This window comes from Vibrio penaeicida (assembly GCF_019977755.1).
Classification (GTDB): domain Bacteria; phylum Pseudomonadota; class Gammaproteobacteria; order Enterobacterales; family Vibrionaceae; genus Vibrio; species Vibrio penaeicida.
Genome location: NZ_AP025144.1, coordinates 894,503 through 909,434, shown reverse-complemented (window position 1 = coordinate 909,434; position 14,932 = coordinate 894,503). Strand labels below are relative to the sequence as shown.

17 protein-coding genes are annotated in these 14,932 nt (G+C 44.1%); 9 read left to right on the top strand and 8 right to left on the bottom strand.

The annotated features are described in order from the left end of the window. Positions 1–173 precede the first annotated feature (173 nt). The 3 genes from LDO37_RS04320 to LDO37_RS04310 are packed head-to-tail and all read left to right on the top strand — an operon-like array spanning position 174 to position 2,731. Complete coding sequence (locus LDO37_RS04320; RefSeq protein ID WP_101113144.1) at positions 174–746, top strand: YajG family lipoprotein; 573 nt, start codon at positions 174–176, stop codon at positions 744–746. Then, complete coding sequence (locus LDO37_RS04315) at positions 746–1,288, top strand: peptidylprolyl isomerase (protein WP_126607882.1); 543 nt, start codon at positions 746–748, stop codon at positions 1,286–1,288. The genes LDO37_RS04320 and LDO37_RS04315 overlap by 1 nt, the downstream gene beginning before the upstream one ends. Before the next feature lie 60 nt (positions 1,289–1,348). Then, positions 1,349–2,731, top strand: a complete 1,383-nt coding sequence (locus LDO37_RS04310) for an AmpG family muropeptide MFS transporter (protein ID WP_126607883.1) — start codon at positions 1,349–1,351, stop codon at positions 2,729–2,731. 71 nt (positions 2,732–2,802) lie between these two features. Here LDO37_RS04310 and LDO37_RS04305 read toward each other — a convergent pair whose 3' ends face one another. From LDO37_RS04305 to LDO37_RS04295, 3 genes are all read right to left on the bottom strand, one after another. Next, positions 2,803–3,525 carry a ChrR family anti-sigma-E factor gene (locus tag LDO37_RS04305; protein ID WP_126607884.1) on the bottom strand — a complete coding sequence of 241 codons (723 nt, stop codon included), beginning with the start codon at positions 3,523–3,525 and terminating at the stop codon, positions 2,803–2,805. Next, positions 3,522–4,055, bottom strand: coding sequence for a sigma-70 family RNA polymerase sigma factor (locus LDO37_RS04300; protein ID WP_185829808.1), 534 nt, complete (start codon positions 4,053–4,055; stop codon positions 3,522–3,524). The genes LDO37_RS04305 and LDO37_RS04300 overlap by 4 nt, the downstream gene beginning before the upstream one ends. A gap of 232 nt (positions 4,056–4,287) precedes the next feature. Continuing rightward, positions 4,288–4,878: an LON peptidase substrate-binding domain-containing protein gene (locus tag LDO37_RS04295; RefSeq protein WP_101113149.1), complete on the bottom strand. Its 591-nt coding sequence runs from the start codon at positions 4,876–4,878 to the stop codon at positions 4,288–4,290. Between the two features lie 384 nt (positions 4,879–5,262). Between LDO37_RS04295 and LDO37_RS04290 the strand changes: the two genes are divergently transcribed. The 4 genes from LDO37_RS04290 (at position 5,263) to LDO37_RS04275 (ending at position 8,835) form a co-directional block, all read left to right on the top strand. Further along, the gene (locus LDO37_RS04290; RefSeq protein ID WP_126607886.1) at positions 5,263–6,021 is read left to right on the top strand and encodes an outer membrane protein OmpK; all 759 of its coding nucleotides are present in this window, start codon (positions 5,263–5,265) and stop codon (positions 6,019–6,021) included. Between the two features lie 118 nt (positions 6,022–6,139). Further along, a complete protein-coding gene (gene panE / locus LDO37_RS04285; protein WP_126607887.1) occupies positions 6,140–7,033 on the top strand; it encodes a 2-dehydropantoate 2-reductase in 894 nt (297 codons plus the stop codon). Next, complete coding sequence (locus LDO37_RS04280) at positions 7,030–7,626, top strand: DJ-1 family glyoxalase III (protein ID WP_126607888.1); 597 nt, start codon at positions 7,030–7,032, stop codon at positions 7,624–7,626. Before panE ends, LDO37_RS04280 begins: the two co-directional genes overlap by 4 nt. A gap of 3 nt (positions 7,627–7,629) precedes the next feature. Further along, positions 7,630–8,835 carry an aminotransferase class V-fold PLP-dependent enzyme gene (locus LDO37_RS04275; protein ID WP_126607889.1) on the top strand — a complete coding sequence of 402 codons (1,206 nt, stop codon included), beginning with the start codon at positions 7,630–7,632 and terminating at the stop codon, positions 8,833–8,835. Positions 8,836–8,896: 61 nt separating this feature from the next. Here LDO37_RS04275 and LDO37_RS04270 read toward each other — a convergent pair whose 3' ends face one another. The 5 genes from LDO37_RS04270 to LDO37_RS04250 form a co-directional block, all read right to left on the bottom strand. Then, entirely contained in the window at positions 8,897–9,421 is a 525-nt protein-coding gene (locus tag LDO37_RS04270) for an outer membrane beta-barrel protein (protein WP_126607890.1), read from the bottom strand. Positions 9,422–9,483: 62 nt separating this feature from the next. After that, on the bottom strand, positions 9,484–9,912 hold the full coding sequence (gene csdE, locus LDO37_RS04265) for a cysteine desulfurase sulfur acceptor subunit CsdE (RefSeq protein ID WP_126607891.1): 429 nt from the start codon (positions 9,910–9,912) through the stop codon (positions 9,484–9,486). A 222-nt stretch (positions 9,913–10,134) separates the two neighbouring features. Then, positions 10,135–10,950 (bottom strand): tRNA cyclic N6-threonylcarbamoyladenosine(37) synthase TcdA, encoded by an 816-nt coding sequence (gene tcdA / locus LDO37_RS04260; protein ID WP_126607892.1) that lies wholly within the window; start codon positions 10,948–10,950, stop codon positions 10,135–10,137. Positions 10,951–11,039: 89 nt separating this feature from the next. Further along, positions 11,040–12,143 carry a murein transglycosylase A gene (gene mltA / locus LDO37_RS04255; RefSeq protein ID WP_126607893.1) on the bottom strand — a complete coding sequence of 368 codons (1,104 nt, stop codon included), beginning with the start codon at positions 12,141–12,143 and terminating at the stop codon, positions 11,040–11,042. 81 nt (positions 12,144–12,224) lie between these two features. After that, positions 12,225–12,647, bottom strand: coding sequence for a DUF2850 domain-containing protein (locus tag LDO37_RS04250; RefSeq protein WP_221768533.1), 423 nt, complete (start codon positions 12,645–12,647; stop codon positions 12,225–12,227). Between the two features lie 319 nt (positions 12,648–12,966). Between LDO37_RS04250 and argA the strand changes: the two genes are divergently transcribed. Continuing rightward, positions 12,967–14,298 carry an amino-acid N-acetyltransferase gene (argA, locus tag LDO37_RS04245; protein ID WP_101113159.1) on the top strand — a complete coding sequence of 444 codons (1,332 nt, stop codon included), beginning with the start codon at positions 12,967–12,969 and terminating at the stop codon, positions 14,296–14,298. Positions 14,299–14,567: 269 nt separating this feature from the next. Then, positions 14,568–14,852, top strand: a complete 285-nt coding sequence (locus tag LDO37_RS04240) for a hypothetical protein (protein WP_224056063.1) — start codon at positions 14,568–14,570, stop codon at positions 14,850–14,852. The last annotated feature ends 80 nt before the right edge of the window (positions 14,853–14,932 follow it).

Genomic DNA, 14,932 nt, shown 5'->3' with positions numbered 1-14,932 from the left:
AAGGGTTCGGCTATAAGCGCTTTACTCTTTGTTGCAAGGTCTTTGCTTAGAGTGACTAGGCTAAAAACCTTGCGCCGCGATTAAAACGCTTATAGCTCGAACAAAATTTAACCGCGAAAGGTCAACAGACCCTAAAAACCATCCTGCGAGATTGTTTAATTAAGGAATTCGTCATGAGAAAATTGATACTTGCTGCATCTGTAACACTTTTAGCAGCTTGCGCTTCTCCACAGAAAGAAGAACAAATAAACCTCACACCGACACCAACCTTGAGCAGCGTAAAATTGGTGAATGGGCAGTCTTTCTCTCTAGAAAGCCGTGATATACGAACTTCTCAGTATGTCGCGTTAGTCAACAGCGGTCGTCGCACGACGCAACCTATCCATACAAAGCAAAATCTGCGTATCGCCATTGAAACTGCGATGTACCAGCAATTGGTCTCCCAAGGTTTCCAAATGGTAGCAAACAGCAACAATACCCTTAGCCTTGAAGTTCAAGAAGCTTTAGTCAATGTTTCAAACACATTAATGGAAAACGAGTTAGATGCCAAAGTAACGCTTCAGGTTACTGCTGAAACACCACGCGGTAAGCTCGTTAAGTCTTACAACGGTACAGCAACGAAAACGGGCACTTTATCTGCGTCTAATGACGACGTTGAATTGGTACTAAATGATGTAGTCGACTTAGTGCTTGCTGAAATCGCTAACGACAAAGAACTTCTAAACTACATGAAGGAGAGATTCTAATGCGCAGCCTGATTTTATCTTTGGTATGTCTTTTCTCACTACCAACTTGGGCTCAAAACGTTGTATTTGAAACAACACTTGGCTCATTCACAGTGGAATTAAATGAAGAAAAAGCCCCTGTCACAGTCAAAAACTTTCTTCGCTACATCGAAGATGGCAGCTATGAAGGCACTCAATTTCATCGCGTAATTGCTGGTTTTATGGCTCAAGGCGGTGGGTTTGATGAAAAAATGGGTCGCCTGCCCACTTATGATGCAATAAAGAATGAAGCCAGCAATGGTTTGAAAAACGACACTGCGACTATCGCAATGGCACGCACATCTAACCCTCACTCTGCAACACGCCAGTTCTTTATTAACTTGCAAAACAATGACTTTCTGAACTATTCATCTTCCAACCCAGGCTACGCTGTATTTGGAAAGGTGACCAAAGGATTTGATGTGGTTCAGCAAATGGCCACCAAACCAACTAAGTCCATGGGTAGAATGCAAGATATTCCAGTAGAACCTATCGTTATAAAAAAAGTAACTCTACAAAAATAACAAAACTAACGCTGGCAAAACGCCAGCGTTTTCTTTCGCTTTTCATACAAGGAGTGTTCTATGTCAAGCAATATGACTTGGACAGAAACTATCCGAAGTTACCTTGATAAACGCTTGCTCTGGGTCTTTATGCTGGGCTGCTCCAGCGGCTTTCCTTGGGTACTCATCGGCTCTAACATGTCCGGTTGGCTTAAGGATGCAGGGCTAACACGCGCTGCAATTGGTTACTTTGGTTCTATTTTCGCGGTTTACGCTATTAACTTTTTATGGGCACCTTTAGTCGACCGCGTAAAATTACCCATTCTTCACTCTTTGTTAGGGCAAAGACGCAGTTGGATTCTTTTGTGTCAATGTCTTATTTTGATTTGCACTCTGTTTATTGCAGGAGTCGACCCAGCAACCAACTTGATGTTTACATCAATGATTGCCTTCGGTATTGCGATAGCGTCTGCAACACAAGACATCGCCATTGATGCTTACCGTATTGATACTTTCCCAAAATCGCAATCCAATAAACTCCCTCAAGCTTCCGCTATGGCAGTTGTGGGTTGGTGGACAGGTTATTCTCTCCCAGGGTATTTAGCCTTTATCAATGCCGACAGCATTGGCTGGAACGGTGTGTTTTATGGAATGGCTATCATTATAGGTGTGCTAATCCTATTTACGTTGTTAGTAGGCGAGCCACAAACTCAGCGTGAAGCCCTTCAGAAACAAGCCGAGGAACGCCACTCTGAAGTCGTCGGGTCTCCGATAGCAGCGTGGTTTACGGTAACCGTTATTGAGCCGTTTTATGACTTCTTCAAACGCAACGGTGTGCAAGTTGCCATTACTCTGCTTTTATTCGTATTCCTTTTCAAAATCGGTGAAGCCTTCTTGGGGCGTATGTCGATTACGTTTTATAAGGAAGTCGGCTTCAGTAATGAACAAATTGGATACTACTCCAAATTGATTGGTTGGGGCTTTACCATTCTCTTTACCATCATCGGAAGTATGGTGAATGTGAAGTTTGGTATTGTTCGCGGCTTAATGATTGGTGGTATAGCAATGGCAGCAAGCAACTTGATGTTTGCTTGGATAGCCAAAGTAGGACCGAGTGAAACGCTTTTCTTCGCAACCATTGTTGTCGATAACTTCACAACGGCATTTTCTACCGTCGCGTTTGTGTCCTTCCTAACTGCCATGACAGGTCAAGCGTTCTCAGCAACTCAATACGCGTTGCTTGCTTCACTGGGTAATTTCGGAAGAACGACTTTGGCGTCTTTCAGTGGAGAGCTTGTGGATTTCTTGGACGATTGGTCAACCTTCTTCATTGTTACTTCGTTGATGGTGATTCCAAGCTTGATTATGCTTTACTCTCTAAGACATCACTTCTCCAATTTGTTGGCAAAAGCCAAAAAAGAATCTGAAAAAGAAGAAATGGAAGATTCTCCTTTGGTTAAATAAATTTCAGACGTAAAAAAGAGGCTCTTATTAGAGCCTCTTTTCGTTTTTTATTCATCTAACTGGAGTAAACGTTAAGGGTACATGCCTCGTCCAAACAAGTTGAAGACTCGTGCCACACCTTGAGTGAATATCATCGGCTCTGTCAAAACAGTCAGACACAAACAATCCTGATTTTCCGACGTTTGCGGAGCATGCTTCACTGAAGCGTCGCGAGACATGATGTCTCCCTCAGCATATTTCCCATCCTCATCACTAAAACTGCCATGAAGAACTAGCGTAGTTTCGACGCCTTTATGGGTGTGCTGAGGTACTTGAACCCCTTCCTTGATGTAAAGTAGGTTCATTCTCGCGTCGTTTTCTTCAAGCTCAATTGCAGCGCTGTAAACCTTACCGCCGTAACTGCGCCACTCACCAATGCGTGACACCTGATTTCTCAATGCCTTCGGTAATACGAACTTCTTCCCATTTAACTCAATATGCACTGAAGGGGTTTCTTCCGCATGAGAAGTTGGCTTGAGCTGTTTCATGTCAACTATGGTTGAGAGCATTGATTCCAAATCTAGACTAGGTGCGTTTTTTTCTTCATCGATGCCATGTTCTTTAGCGAAGCTTGCCTCATCTGCAGCACTGTGTGCTTCAAACATATCATTAGCCGCTTCAGCCTCTAACCTTTGAACAGTTTGTCTACATTGACTGCATGTTTCTAAGTGTGCTGCCACCATAATGCCGTGGCAAGGGTCAATAGTGCCATCTACGTAGGCGCGAATCAGTTCGAACTCTGGGTGATAACTCATAATGCATCTCCCTTCATTGAATGCCGTAACTTCTCTACAGCAAGTCGCAACCGCGATTTTACTGTCCCTAAAGGAATATCAAACATGTCAGCGACTTGTTGATGTGGAAGCTCATCTAGGTAAACCGCTTTAACTACGTCTTTTTGACTCTGCGGCAGAGTGTCCAAAAAACGGACGACCTGTTCTTTTAACATATTTTGTTCCGGGGAATAATGCTCTACAAGATCCGGCGGGCAATAGTCGCTTGCCCAAATGTCTTCAGAATGCACATGAAGCTCTTTGCCTTTTTGTTTTCGCAATAAGTCGAAGCTTAAGTTTCTCGCAATCGTATAAATCCAAGTTGAGAGCGAGCTTTTGTCGGGATCAAAAAGATGACTTTTCTGCCATACCATCGCCATTGTGTCTTGGATAATCTCAACCGCCACATGCTCGTTACTCACGTGCTTGATGACGAATGTTCTAAGTCTTGGCGAGAAAAATCGAAACACTTCAGAGTATGCCTCTTTGTCTCCATTCTGAATTCGTGCCATGCAAGCCGACCAATGCGCTCGGTCGATTCCTTTAGCTTTTGACTGACATTCAGAGCCTGCTTCTAGCGTCTTGCTCATGATAGTTCCTTAACATCGAGCTGAGACTTGTCCCAGCACTGGAAAATAGTTTTTATTCCTGTAGAAAGCATATACGAACACGCGAGATAATCGATCACTTTAAAATGAAAAGCAGGCAAAAGAGATGGATTTAAAAAGACTAAAGGTTAATTCTCTAGTCTCGAGCTAGTGGCTTGCTATCTATTGCTTCAGATAAAAAGTCCAACGTAGCACTGCAAGATTCTTGGGAAACCAAAAGATCGAATTTCGTTTGGTTTATCGGTAGCAGCTCAAGCCAACGTTGACTTACCCACGTTGCATCGTCGAAAAAACATTGTTCATACAGGTTTTTAACTTGTGGGAACTGACTGTAGACATGCCTGAGTTGTTGCGAAACATGCTTTGTATCCTCAACAAACTCCGCTGTTTGCCAATTAGGAAGGTGTTCAATCTCCCCTACTCTCAATCCATCCTTCTCAGACCAGACCCTTTTTACGCGGATTCTTTGCTTTCCATACACGGTAATCCCTAACAAACCGTCTTCTAACGTTTCAAAGTCCACGATCTCAACAAGCGTGCCGATTTGAGACACGTTGTGTGGGGAAGACTCATCACCGTCGGACATGAGGCATATTCCAAATCCCTCATTCTGTTGGCAGCATTCTTTCACCAGTCTCTTGTAACGGGGTTCGAATATTCTCAAGTTCATTTTCCCCTCTGGTAAAACAACCGAACTCAGAGGAAACAATTTGGTAATTAGTGACATGCTCATTTTCCTTTGTCTTTATGTTCAGGATTTACGAGCGCGCCAGTAATCGCGATCACAATCATTATTCATTTACCGCACGAATGCAGTAACCACCGATGTTTCAGCCCAGAAATATCTAATTTCCAAACACTGTTGAAAGTAAGAACGAAAACGTTTTTCTCAAATTAACAATTTTGTCATTAGCAAAACCCTGATTACTATTGCACCCAATTGACAGAGTTTCTAATTATGTTCAGTTACGTGATCTTAGTCACTCAATTGCTTTCTATTTGCGGTATTTTTCACTTACAAATGAGAGGTGAAAATATAGAATGCGCGGCGAAGGATTTAAGGTTTATGGATTGAGCCCTACACCAATCGTTTATATGAGAGAAGAACCTAATGCGTAAGTCAATTTTAGCTCTAAGCCTTGCATCTGCAGCTATCGCTGTTCCAGCACAAGCAGAATATCTATTTGGTTTTGGTAGCGCGTACCTTGATTACCAAAAGTGGGATCACGGTATCGGCAATGATGCTTCTAACTTCGGTCAGGAAATCCACGAACGCAACCAAGCCGTCATCGGCATCGAAGGTGGTGCGGTATTTGATTGGGGCCAAATCTACGGGTTTTACGACTACGAAGGTGTTGACCGTGGTCAAGACAACCGTGGCGCATCCCTCAAAGGTACAATCCACTACAACCTAGCAGACACTGGCGTCAGTCTTTATGCACAAGTGTACAACACAGATAAAGACATCAGCCCAACACTACACGAGCAAAACCGTGTTGCTGGCTTAGGCTACACAGCGTTAAAAGGCGATAACTGGGGGTTCACTCCATTTATTGGTGCTCATCAAGTTAACACCGAAGGCGGCATCAGCGGTGCAAACGGCGGAATGGTTGGCTGGGTTGGTTTCTACAACACCGATCTTGCTGGTCAAAACTTCACGTTTTCAACTTGGGGTGAATACGAATTCGGTCGTCAAGAAGCGTACGCTGATATCAACGGTGGTAAAACAGGTTTGAATGGTAGCGTTAACGCTATGTGGAACTTCCATCAAGATTGGTCTGCAGGCGTTCTTTACCGCTACACAGTGAACAAACTGGCGCGTAAAGATTACCAAGACATCGTGATCTATCGTTTAAGCTACAAATTCTAACGAGTAGCTATATAAAAAAGTGGCGCTATTGAAGCGCCATTTTTGTTTCGACTTTATATTGCATCTTTCATTCCTGTCGCTATCCTTGCTCCAATCGTTTCTAATAAGGCTTCTAGGTTTGAATATCGTCATATTAGGTCCAGGTGCAATTGGATCGCTTTGGGCGGCGTCGCTGGCAACAGCAGGGCATCACGTTTCCCTATGGACACGCAATAACAAAGATACTCAGCGAGATCTGTCGCTTGGCGATACCCCACCAGTTACCTTTGAAACCAATAACCTTAATGCCTTAAAGCATTGTGATGTCGTTTTGGTCACAGTGAAAGCATGGCAAGTACAAACAGCCTTGCTCCCCATTTTGTCGCACCTACATCCAGACACCATATTGTTGTTTCTTCACAATGGAATGGGGGCTGTTGACACGTTGAAATCCGATATTGCCTCTTTTCCTGTTGTTATCGGTACTACGACTCAAGCCGCTTACAAGCCGAATGTTGATCAAGTAATACACACAGGAATAGGTCAAACTCAGATAGGCGGTTTCAATTCAAAGGGTGAGAAATGTGAATTCTTAGTAGAGGTGCTGAATCACGCTCTTCCTGACGTAAAGTGGAATCCCAATATCCGTCAAGCCCTTTGGGATAAGTTAGCCATCAACTGCGCCATCAACCCATTAACAGGTATTCATCAATGCTTGAATGGAAACCTTTCCGAACCAAAGTTCAACACTGTATTGGATGAAGTCACACAAGAAGTTGTTTCTGTTATGCATCGCGAAGGTTTAGAGGCAAACTTTGAGGTATTGAGAGAAAAAGTCAGTACCGTAATTCACGCAACGGCTAAAAATCATTCCTCAATGCAGCAAGATGTATTTCACCAACGGAAAACTGAGATAGAATTTATCACTGGCTACGTCATTCGAGTTGCTGCTCACCATCATATTCCAGTTCCTGCTAATCAAGCATTACTGGACGCCATTTTAAACATTGAAAAAAGCTGGATTTCATCATGAGCCATAAAATACTGGTCCCTATCGCTGTAGGTACAGAGGAAATGGAAGCCGTAACCATCATTGATATTATGGTTCGTGCTGGTTATGACGTGACGGTTGCAAGTGTCGATCCTGAAGGAGCACTCACCATGAAAGCCTCCCGTGGTGTCACACTAGCAGCCGATTGTCGGTTGGTGGATGTTGCCGATGAGCAATTTGATGTCATTGCACTGCCAGGTGGTGTACCGGGCGCAGAAGTTTTTAGGGACAGCACGTTACTCATAGAGATCTTGAAGCAGCATATGTACGATGCTCGCTGGATGGCTGCGATATGCGCAAGCCCTGCTCTCGTTTTACAAGCGCACGATCTTTACCCTAAAGCCATCATGACCTGTCATCCAAACTTCGAGGATAAGATCCCAGAATCACAATGGCGTGTGAAACGAGTCGTCACCGATATCAATCACAAACTGATTACTAGCCAAGGACCAGGCAGTGCATTGGAGTTTGCGATGGAAATTGTCATCCAGCTTTCGGGTAAACCACACGCATGGAAGGTGGCAGAGCCTATGGTGACGCTACCTAACCTTCACTACCATGAAATGGGTAAGTAAAGTATGCCTTTAACCGACGTACGCTCACAGTTTCCTGCGCTGACACAAGATGTCAACAAGACCCCTTTGGTTTATCTTGATAGCGCTGCGACCACTCAGAAACCGCAAGTCGTGATAGATGCGATTCAAAAATATTACAGCCAGCAAAATGCAAATGTACATCGCGGTAACCACTCCTTAACCGCCAATGCCACTTCTCTTTTTGAAGAAGCCAGAGAGACTGTTGCCGATTTTATCGGTGCGCAACCAAAAGAGGTAATTTGGACTCGAGGTGCAACGGAAGCGTTAAACTTAATCGCTCAAACTTATGCTCGATGCACACTTCAAGCAGGTGACGAAATTCTGATCGGCGAAATGGAGCATCACGCGAACATTGTTCCTTGGCAAATTGTGGCAGAGCAGACGGGCGCAAGCATCGTCAAAATTCCCATGACGCCATCTGGTGAGCTCGATATGGCGGCATTTGAGTCTCGCTTATCTCGCAATGTGAAAATCGTGGCCGTTGCTCATGTGACGAATGTAACAGGGTATCGCCAACCTATTGAAGAGATAATCAAGCTCAGCCGGCAAGTCGGTGCGGTAAGTGTCATTGATGGCGCTCAGGGCATTGTTCATGAATCCGTAGACATCAAAGCGCTGGATGCCGATTTTTATGTGTTTTCCGGTCACAAATTATATGCGCCAGCAGGAATTGGGGTGTTGTATGGAAAGCTTGATTTACTGCAAGCAATGCCGCCATGGCATGGCGGTGGGAAGATGGTCGAGCGTGTGAGCTTCACCGGAACCACATTTTCCGAACTACCTGGAAAGTTTGAGGCTGGCACACCAAACGTTGCCGGAGCGATTGCATTAAGCACCGCCATCAAATGGTATCGCTCATTCTCTCTTGAGGACATAGAATCGCACATTCATCAGCTGCAAAGACTAACGGCTAACAAACTGGAACAGATGGAAGACATTTCACTACTCGGCTATCAGCCTAATGCGAGTGTGCTGACTTTTGTTGCCGATGGCATTCACCACCAAGACATTGCCATCCTTCTTGATCAGCAAGGAATAGCAGTAAGAGCTGGGCACCATTGTGCTCATCCACTCATGGATGCATTGGAAGTAACAGGAACTGTAAGAGTCTCGTTTGGGATTTACAACACGGAAGAAGATGTAGAGAAGCTGGTGAAAGCGGTAGAAAAAGCGTTAGACATTCTTTAGTCCTCACCACAAAAGAAACACCTCCAACTTGCATTAGCTCGCTGGTTGGAGGTATTCAAGCTTAAAATTTATAGCCAATCAAAAACGCCCCTTGGCTTAACCGGATATTTTTCAGTTCGACCAACTCAACATTTAAATCCGCATAAAACCCATGTGATGCAATGAAACGTATGCCTGCGCCATACACCAAACCAGACTCTCGCTCTTGCGGTGTAAATGCCGTTGCTTTCACAGTATGTAGACCATAGCCAAGCGTTGCATAAGGTTTAATTGCTCCACCAGCATCAACATTGAATGGGTGTGAAAGCTCGCCCGCAATTTTTCCGGTGTTAGCGGAAAGCAAATCTTGTGAATTGGCTTCAAAAGTTAACTTTGCAGCAAACATAGCATTGAAATCATAAGCCCCGTCAACTCTCAATCCGCCGCCGCCATTGGTGGTGAAATAGGTGCTGTTTACACTGGATGAATAACTGGTACTAGCAAAACCTGCCGCTAAGCGAAAGCCTTCTCGCTCACCGTGTTTTTGTGATTCAGCCATGCTGAATGTAGAAATAAGTGCGGTAGCCAAGACGAAATATTTTTTCATGTTATTCCTTTTTCTTTTTATTGAATCAAAACTCGACCCACGAAATCGCTAAAGCCAGTAAACTATCGGGTCACCGTTTGAATATGCTCAACAATGGCTTTCAATCCATTGCCACGCGAAGGGCTTAAATGGGCAATAAGACCTGTTCTCTCAAAATAGTCATCAATATTAAATTGCTGAATTTGCTCCGACGTTTTTCCCTCATAAGCCGCCAGCACAAGAGCAATCAAACCACGAACGATTCTTGCGTCTGAATCGGCGCAAAAATGCCAACAATCACCATGCTTTTCAGTAACAAACCACACTTGGCTTTCACACCCAGAAATCGTGACAGTATCTGATTTCAACGTTTCAGGCATAGCGGGCAGTTTCTTACCCCATTGAATAACTTGTCGGTAACGGTCTTCCCAGCTTTTAAAACCTTGCATTGTCTGTGCAATGTGCTCGCTAGAAATATCGGTACCAAAAGGAGACGAAGGAAAGTTGCTCATAATATTTGCTGAATTATCCAATTTAAACTGTGTGAGATTATATACCCAAACCCACTCAGGTGAAGGTTCAAAATGCCTTTCTACTGTCAGTATAAGAAAATCTGATCAGCATAAGAAAACCCGACCATAAGAAAGGCTAGCTAGTACAAGAAAACCTAGCCAGAATAAGAAAGCCCAGCATCAACGCTGGGCTTTCTTTTAGAATATAGGTGTTAGGAGCAGTTAGGTTGTTTTCATTCCACGCTGGATCAACTTCTCGACAATTCGCGATACCGCGACAAACCCAAACGTTGCGGTTACAACCGTAGCCGCACCAAAACCGCTGGCACAATCCATACGTTTCGGACCTTCCGCCGTCGACTTAGTGGCGCAAACACTGCCATCAGCTTGTGGGTATTTAAGTTGTTCAGTAGAGAAAACGCACTCAATACCAAACTTGCGTTGCGGGTTTTTAGGAAAATTATGATGGCGACGAAGTATGTCTTTGATCTTCTTCGCTAACGGGTCTTGAATGGTTTTGGTTAAGTCGGCAACCTGAATTTGTGTTGGGTCCACTTGACCGCCCGCACCACCTGTCGTGACCACTTTAATCTTATTGCTCCGACAAAATGCCAGTAATGCAGCCTTAGCTTTCACACTGTCAATCGCATCCAGTACATAATCAAAATCTTTAGTGATGTACTCTTTTAAGTTATCCGGCGAAATGAAATCATCGATTAAATTCACCTTACACTCTGGGTTAATCAGCTTCACCCTTTCAGCCATTACTTCAATCTTGCTCTGACCAACGGTGCCATTCAATGCATGGATCTGACGGTTAATATTGGTGACACACACGTCATCCATATCGATTAATGTCAGCTCACCAACCCCCGTTCGGGCAAGCGCTTCTACGGCCCAAGAACCGACACCACCAATACCCACCACACAAACATGAGATGCCCGAAGAATATCAACTTCAGAATGCCCGTATAACCGCCTTGTACCACCAAATCGCTGATCGTACTGCTCGGATGCTGGAGGAAGGTTGTCTTGCATGATATGACCTTGTGCAAAGTAGAGTTCAAAAAGAAAGAGTGCGATTTATACGCACTCTTTATAGAAAAGTCTAGCGAGATGCGTTTAGCCTATTCACGCTTTTCAGGAGGCAGTGCCCATGGCGATTGTGTAGGTGACGCTTCTAACCCTAATTTCCACACTCGACCAAAGTGCCTATAGTGCCCCGCTTGTGTTCCGGCTCTTGGTCCCATGCCGTGATAGAGATCGAGGTGGTTCTGCTTTACTGCACCGCCCGTATCCAACACAATCAGCAGCCTCAACTCATGCGCACCACTGAACGTGCCATCCGCATTAAGCAGAGGTACTTCTGCCAAAATAGGGGTTCCCATAGGGAACAAACGTCTATCACCTGCGACAGACGCCATGGGCAGCAATGGAATACCAGCAGTTCCCGTTACCGGAGCCGCCTTCCTAGGTTCAAAGAAAACGTAAGATGGATTTTGTTCCAGTAGCTCACGAACAACTTCTTCTTCTTGTACTAATACCCACTCTTTAATGGCTTTCAGCGACATTTTCTCACGAGGTACTTGGTTTCGTTCAATCAAAACCTTACCAATGCTCACATAGGGGTGACCATTTTTTCCGCTATAAGCAAAGTATTCTAATGTGTCATCGTCTTCAAAATGTACAAAACCACTGCCCTGAACTTCCATAATAAACGGGTCAATCATATTGGCTGCGTAACCAAGCTCTAACCCTAATCCATTTAATGCTCCGTCATTGATTTCTGCACGAGTCGGACACTGACCATGACATTCAGGCATTTTGTAAACAGGGTAACGGAACGTGTCGTTAGGCTGGTGCCTAAGCTCTATGACAGGAGAAAAATAGCCCGTAAACAATACATTACCTTGGCTGTCTCCCCCACCAAGCTGCGCAGATTGAATCCCGTAATTTGCGAGCTCACTTGGCTCACCGCTATTGAGCGCCCAAACTGAAAGCTGTTCATACAAAGATTGATAAGTACGTGCCATCGAAGGAGATTTGGATAAAACAGCGTCTGCCTGAGCATCAAACGTAAGAAAGTTTCGGGGCTTGTTCGACTCGATTTGAGCGGTTTGATTCAATGGCGATGAGAATTCACCGTCAAGGTATTGCTGACCGCGTTGTTTAGGTGCAGCACACCCGACAAGAACCAACGCGATACCAAAGCAAAGAAATTTTTTAAACACAAAGACATCCAGACAAAATGATTTGTATCAGCATGGCAAAATATGACGCCATCAGCAACACAAGTCACCCTATTGAGATACCTAGTTGCTTGAATTTAAGACAGCTGGAGGTGTTGTATTCAAAAATATGGATTCGTAGTGTTCAGGGCGGAGTCGGCGCATTCTGTTGAAACTTTCAGAAATCACGATGAACTCATGCTCAACGCCACCACTTTCGAATTCCAATTCAGCACCATTAAAACTGAATTTAGACGTTAGCATACGCCCATCGCGGTAAATGCCTTCAGGTTTAATGGTATAAGAATCTGACATATAAGGGGCTACATGCTGCTCAACCCAATGACCATAGATGTTCTTTTTGAGGTCTTGTTGCTTTGCATTGTATTCACCGAGTACATGATACAAGGTAACACCTGTACAAATCGCTACCGTAACAACCAGCAATATTGCACGTACATAATACGATACATCACGACGCGAATTTCCCCGTAAAACTTTGCTCACTTCACCACTCATACATCTAACATCTCATAACGTGTGCCAAGAATTACAGGTGTGCACTTACTTGTCTATATCAACCGTATCTATTTCAAACGGCTATATCAACAGATGTCTATTATCAAAATTGTGATAATTTCATCGTAAGCGCAGTTGCTGCTGACTTTTCACTCAGTTTAAACCATAGTCTATATGAATTCGCAGTGCATGGATCATTATTTGGCACAGTTCCAAATTTTTGATTGAACAAAAAGAAATTTGGCGTCAATATACAGAAAATAAATAATCATAAAATCAGCATAAATAGTCACGGATAGATTAAATAGTGAAGATAAGAAGTACAGCACTAGTAAAAGGGTTTAGACAATCCGCCCCTTATGTTAACGCTCACCGCGGAAAAATCATGGTGATAATGCTGGGTGGAGAAGCATTCGAAGACCAGAATTTTGGCAACATAATTAACGATATCGCACTGCTGCATAGCTTAGGGGTAAAGATCGTGTTAGTGCACGGTGCTCGTCCTCAAATAAACCAGTTGCTCGACAAACAAGAACATCGCACTCCTTATCACAAAGGTATTCGTGTTACCGATGAGAATGCCTTAAGCGTTGTTATGCAAGCCGCTGGGCAGTTACAGCTCGCCATTACCGCTCGGCTTTCAATGAGCTTGAATAATACCCCGATGGCCGGCACTCAGTTGAACGTGGCTAGCGGAAACTTTATCGTCGCACAACCTATTGGTGTCGACGATGGCATCGACTATTGCCACAGTGGTCGTATTCGCCGTATCGATACCGAAGGTATTTACAGAACACTTCAGCAGGGATCCATTGTTCTTCTCGGTCCTATTGGGTCGTCCGTTACAGGGGAAAGCTTTAACTTACTTTCAGAAGAAGTGGCAACGCAAGTCGCCATCAAACTCAATGCCGATAAGCTGATTGGTTTCAGTTCTGAGCAAGGCATTACAGACGACGAAGGCAATGTCATTGCCGAACTCTTCCCAGCGGGTGCCCAAGAAATACTTCAACAACGTGTTTCCGATTCGGATGAAGGGCAGAGAGGATCGATTCGCTTCCTTAAGGCTGCTATCGCCGCATGCCGAGCTGGCGTTCCAAGAAGCCACTTAGTCAGTTACAAACTGGACGGTGCCATTCTGCAAGAACTATTCTCACTCGATGGTATCGGAACCCAGATAGTCATGGCCAGCGCAGAGCAAGTTCGCAGTGCTGATATTGATGATATTGGCGGGATCCTAGACTTGATTCGCCCTCTGGAAGAGCAAGGTATATTGGTTCGTCGGTCACGTGAGCAATTGGAACAAGAGATCCACCAGTTTACGATCATAGAGAAAGACGGCATGATCATTGGCTGTGCCGCTCTGTATCCATTTCTTGAAGACCAAACGGGTGAAATGGCTTGCGTGGCTATACACCCCGATTATCGTGATGGTAACCGCGGTGTTCACCTACTTAAACACATATACAATCAAGCAAAAACGATGGGGCTTGAGAATTTATTTGTGCTCACCACGCGAAGCATTCACTGGTTTAGAGAGCAAGGATTCACCGAAGTCGGCATAGGCGCATTGCCTGGAGAGAAGCAAGATTTATATAACTACCAGAGACGTTCTAAGATTTTACAACTCCAAGTTATTTAATAGAACCTCGTTCCAATTAATTTCGTTCATAAGCAACTGATTTATAATTAATTGCTAAAAAAAACCGCAAATCGGTTAAAAATTGACTTTTCATATCACATTCTGCTGGTACAATCCCCGCCACTGGAAAGCCATGCTTTCCAGTGCCAAATTCAGTTGAATCATTCTGTTTTACCTTTTAGTTTGCTTTATCGCCTATCAAAAGGTTTTAAACATCAACGTCAAGAATGTTCACTGCCACATGGAGGTTCACTCTAATACGGAGTCAAATGCTAGGAAGCGAGAGTCCACAACTTGCGAGCATAAACTCAATGAGAACCATTATTTGCAACTCGGCCCAAAGCTTTTGGGATATGGCTGACAACCAGTTTTTGGATGGCAGAGAAGTACACTGCGTTTTTCCAGTAAACGACAGCATGAAACGTTACATAATGTCTTATCAAAATCGTTGTAACATAAGAAACATCTCATTTTCGGAAGTATTCAGTACGAAAATAGATGAAAACAGCAGCGTCAAAGACGTTTTCAAATTCCTAGCACTTGCCGAAGTTTAGGATTTGCAGACCTTAGAAATTTGATGGTCCACCAAGGACGGTGGAGCCAAAAATTCAATCACACTTTCAAACTGTATCTA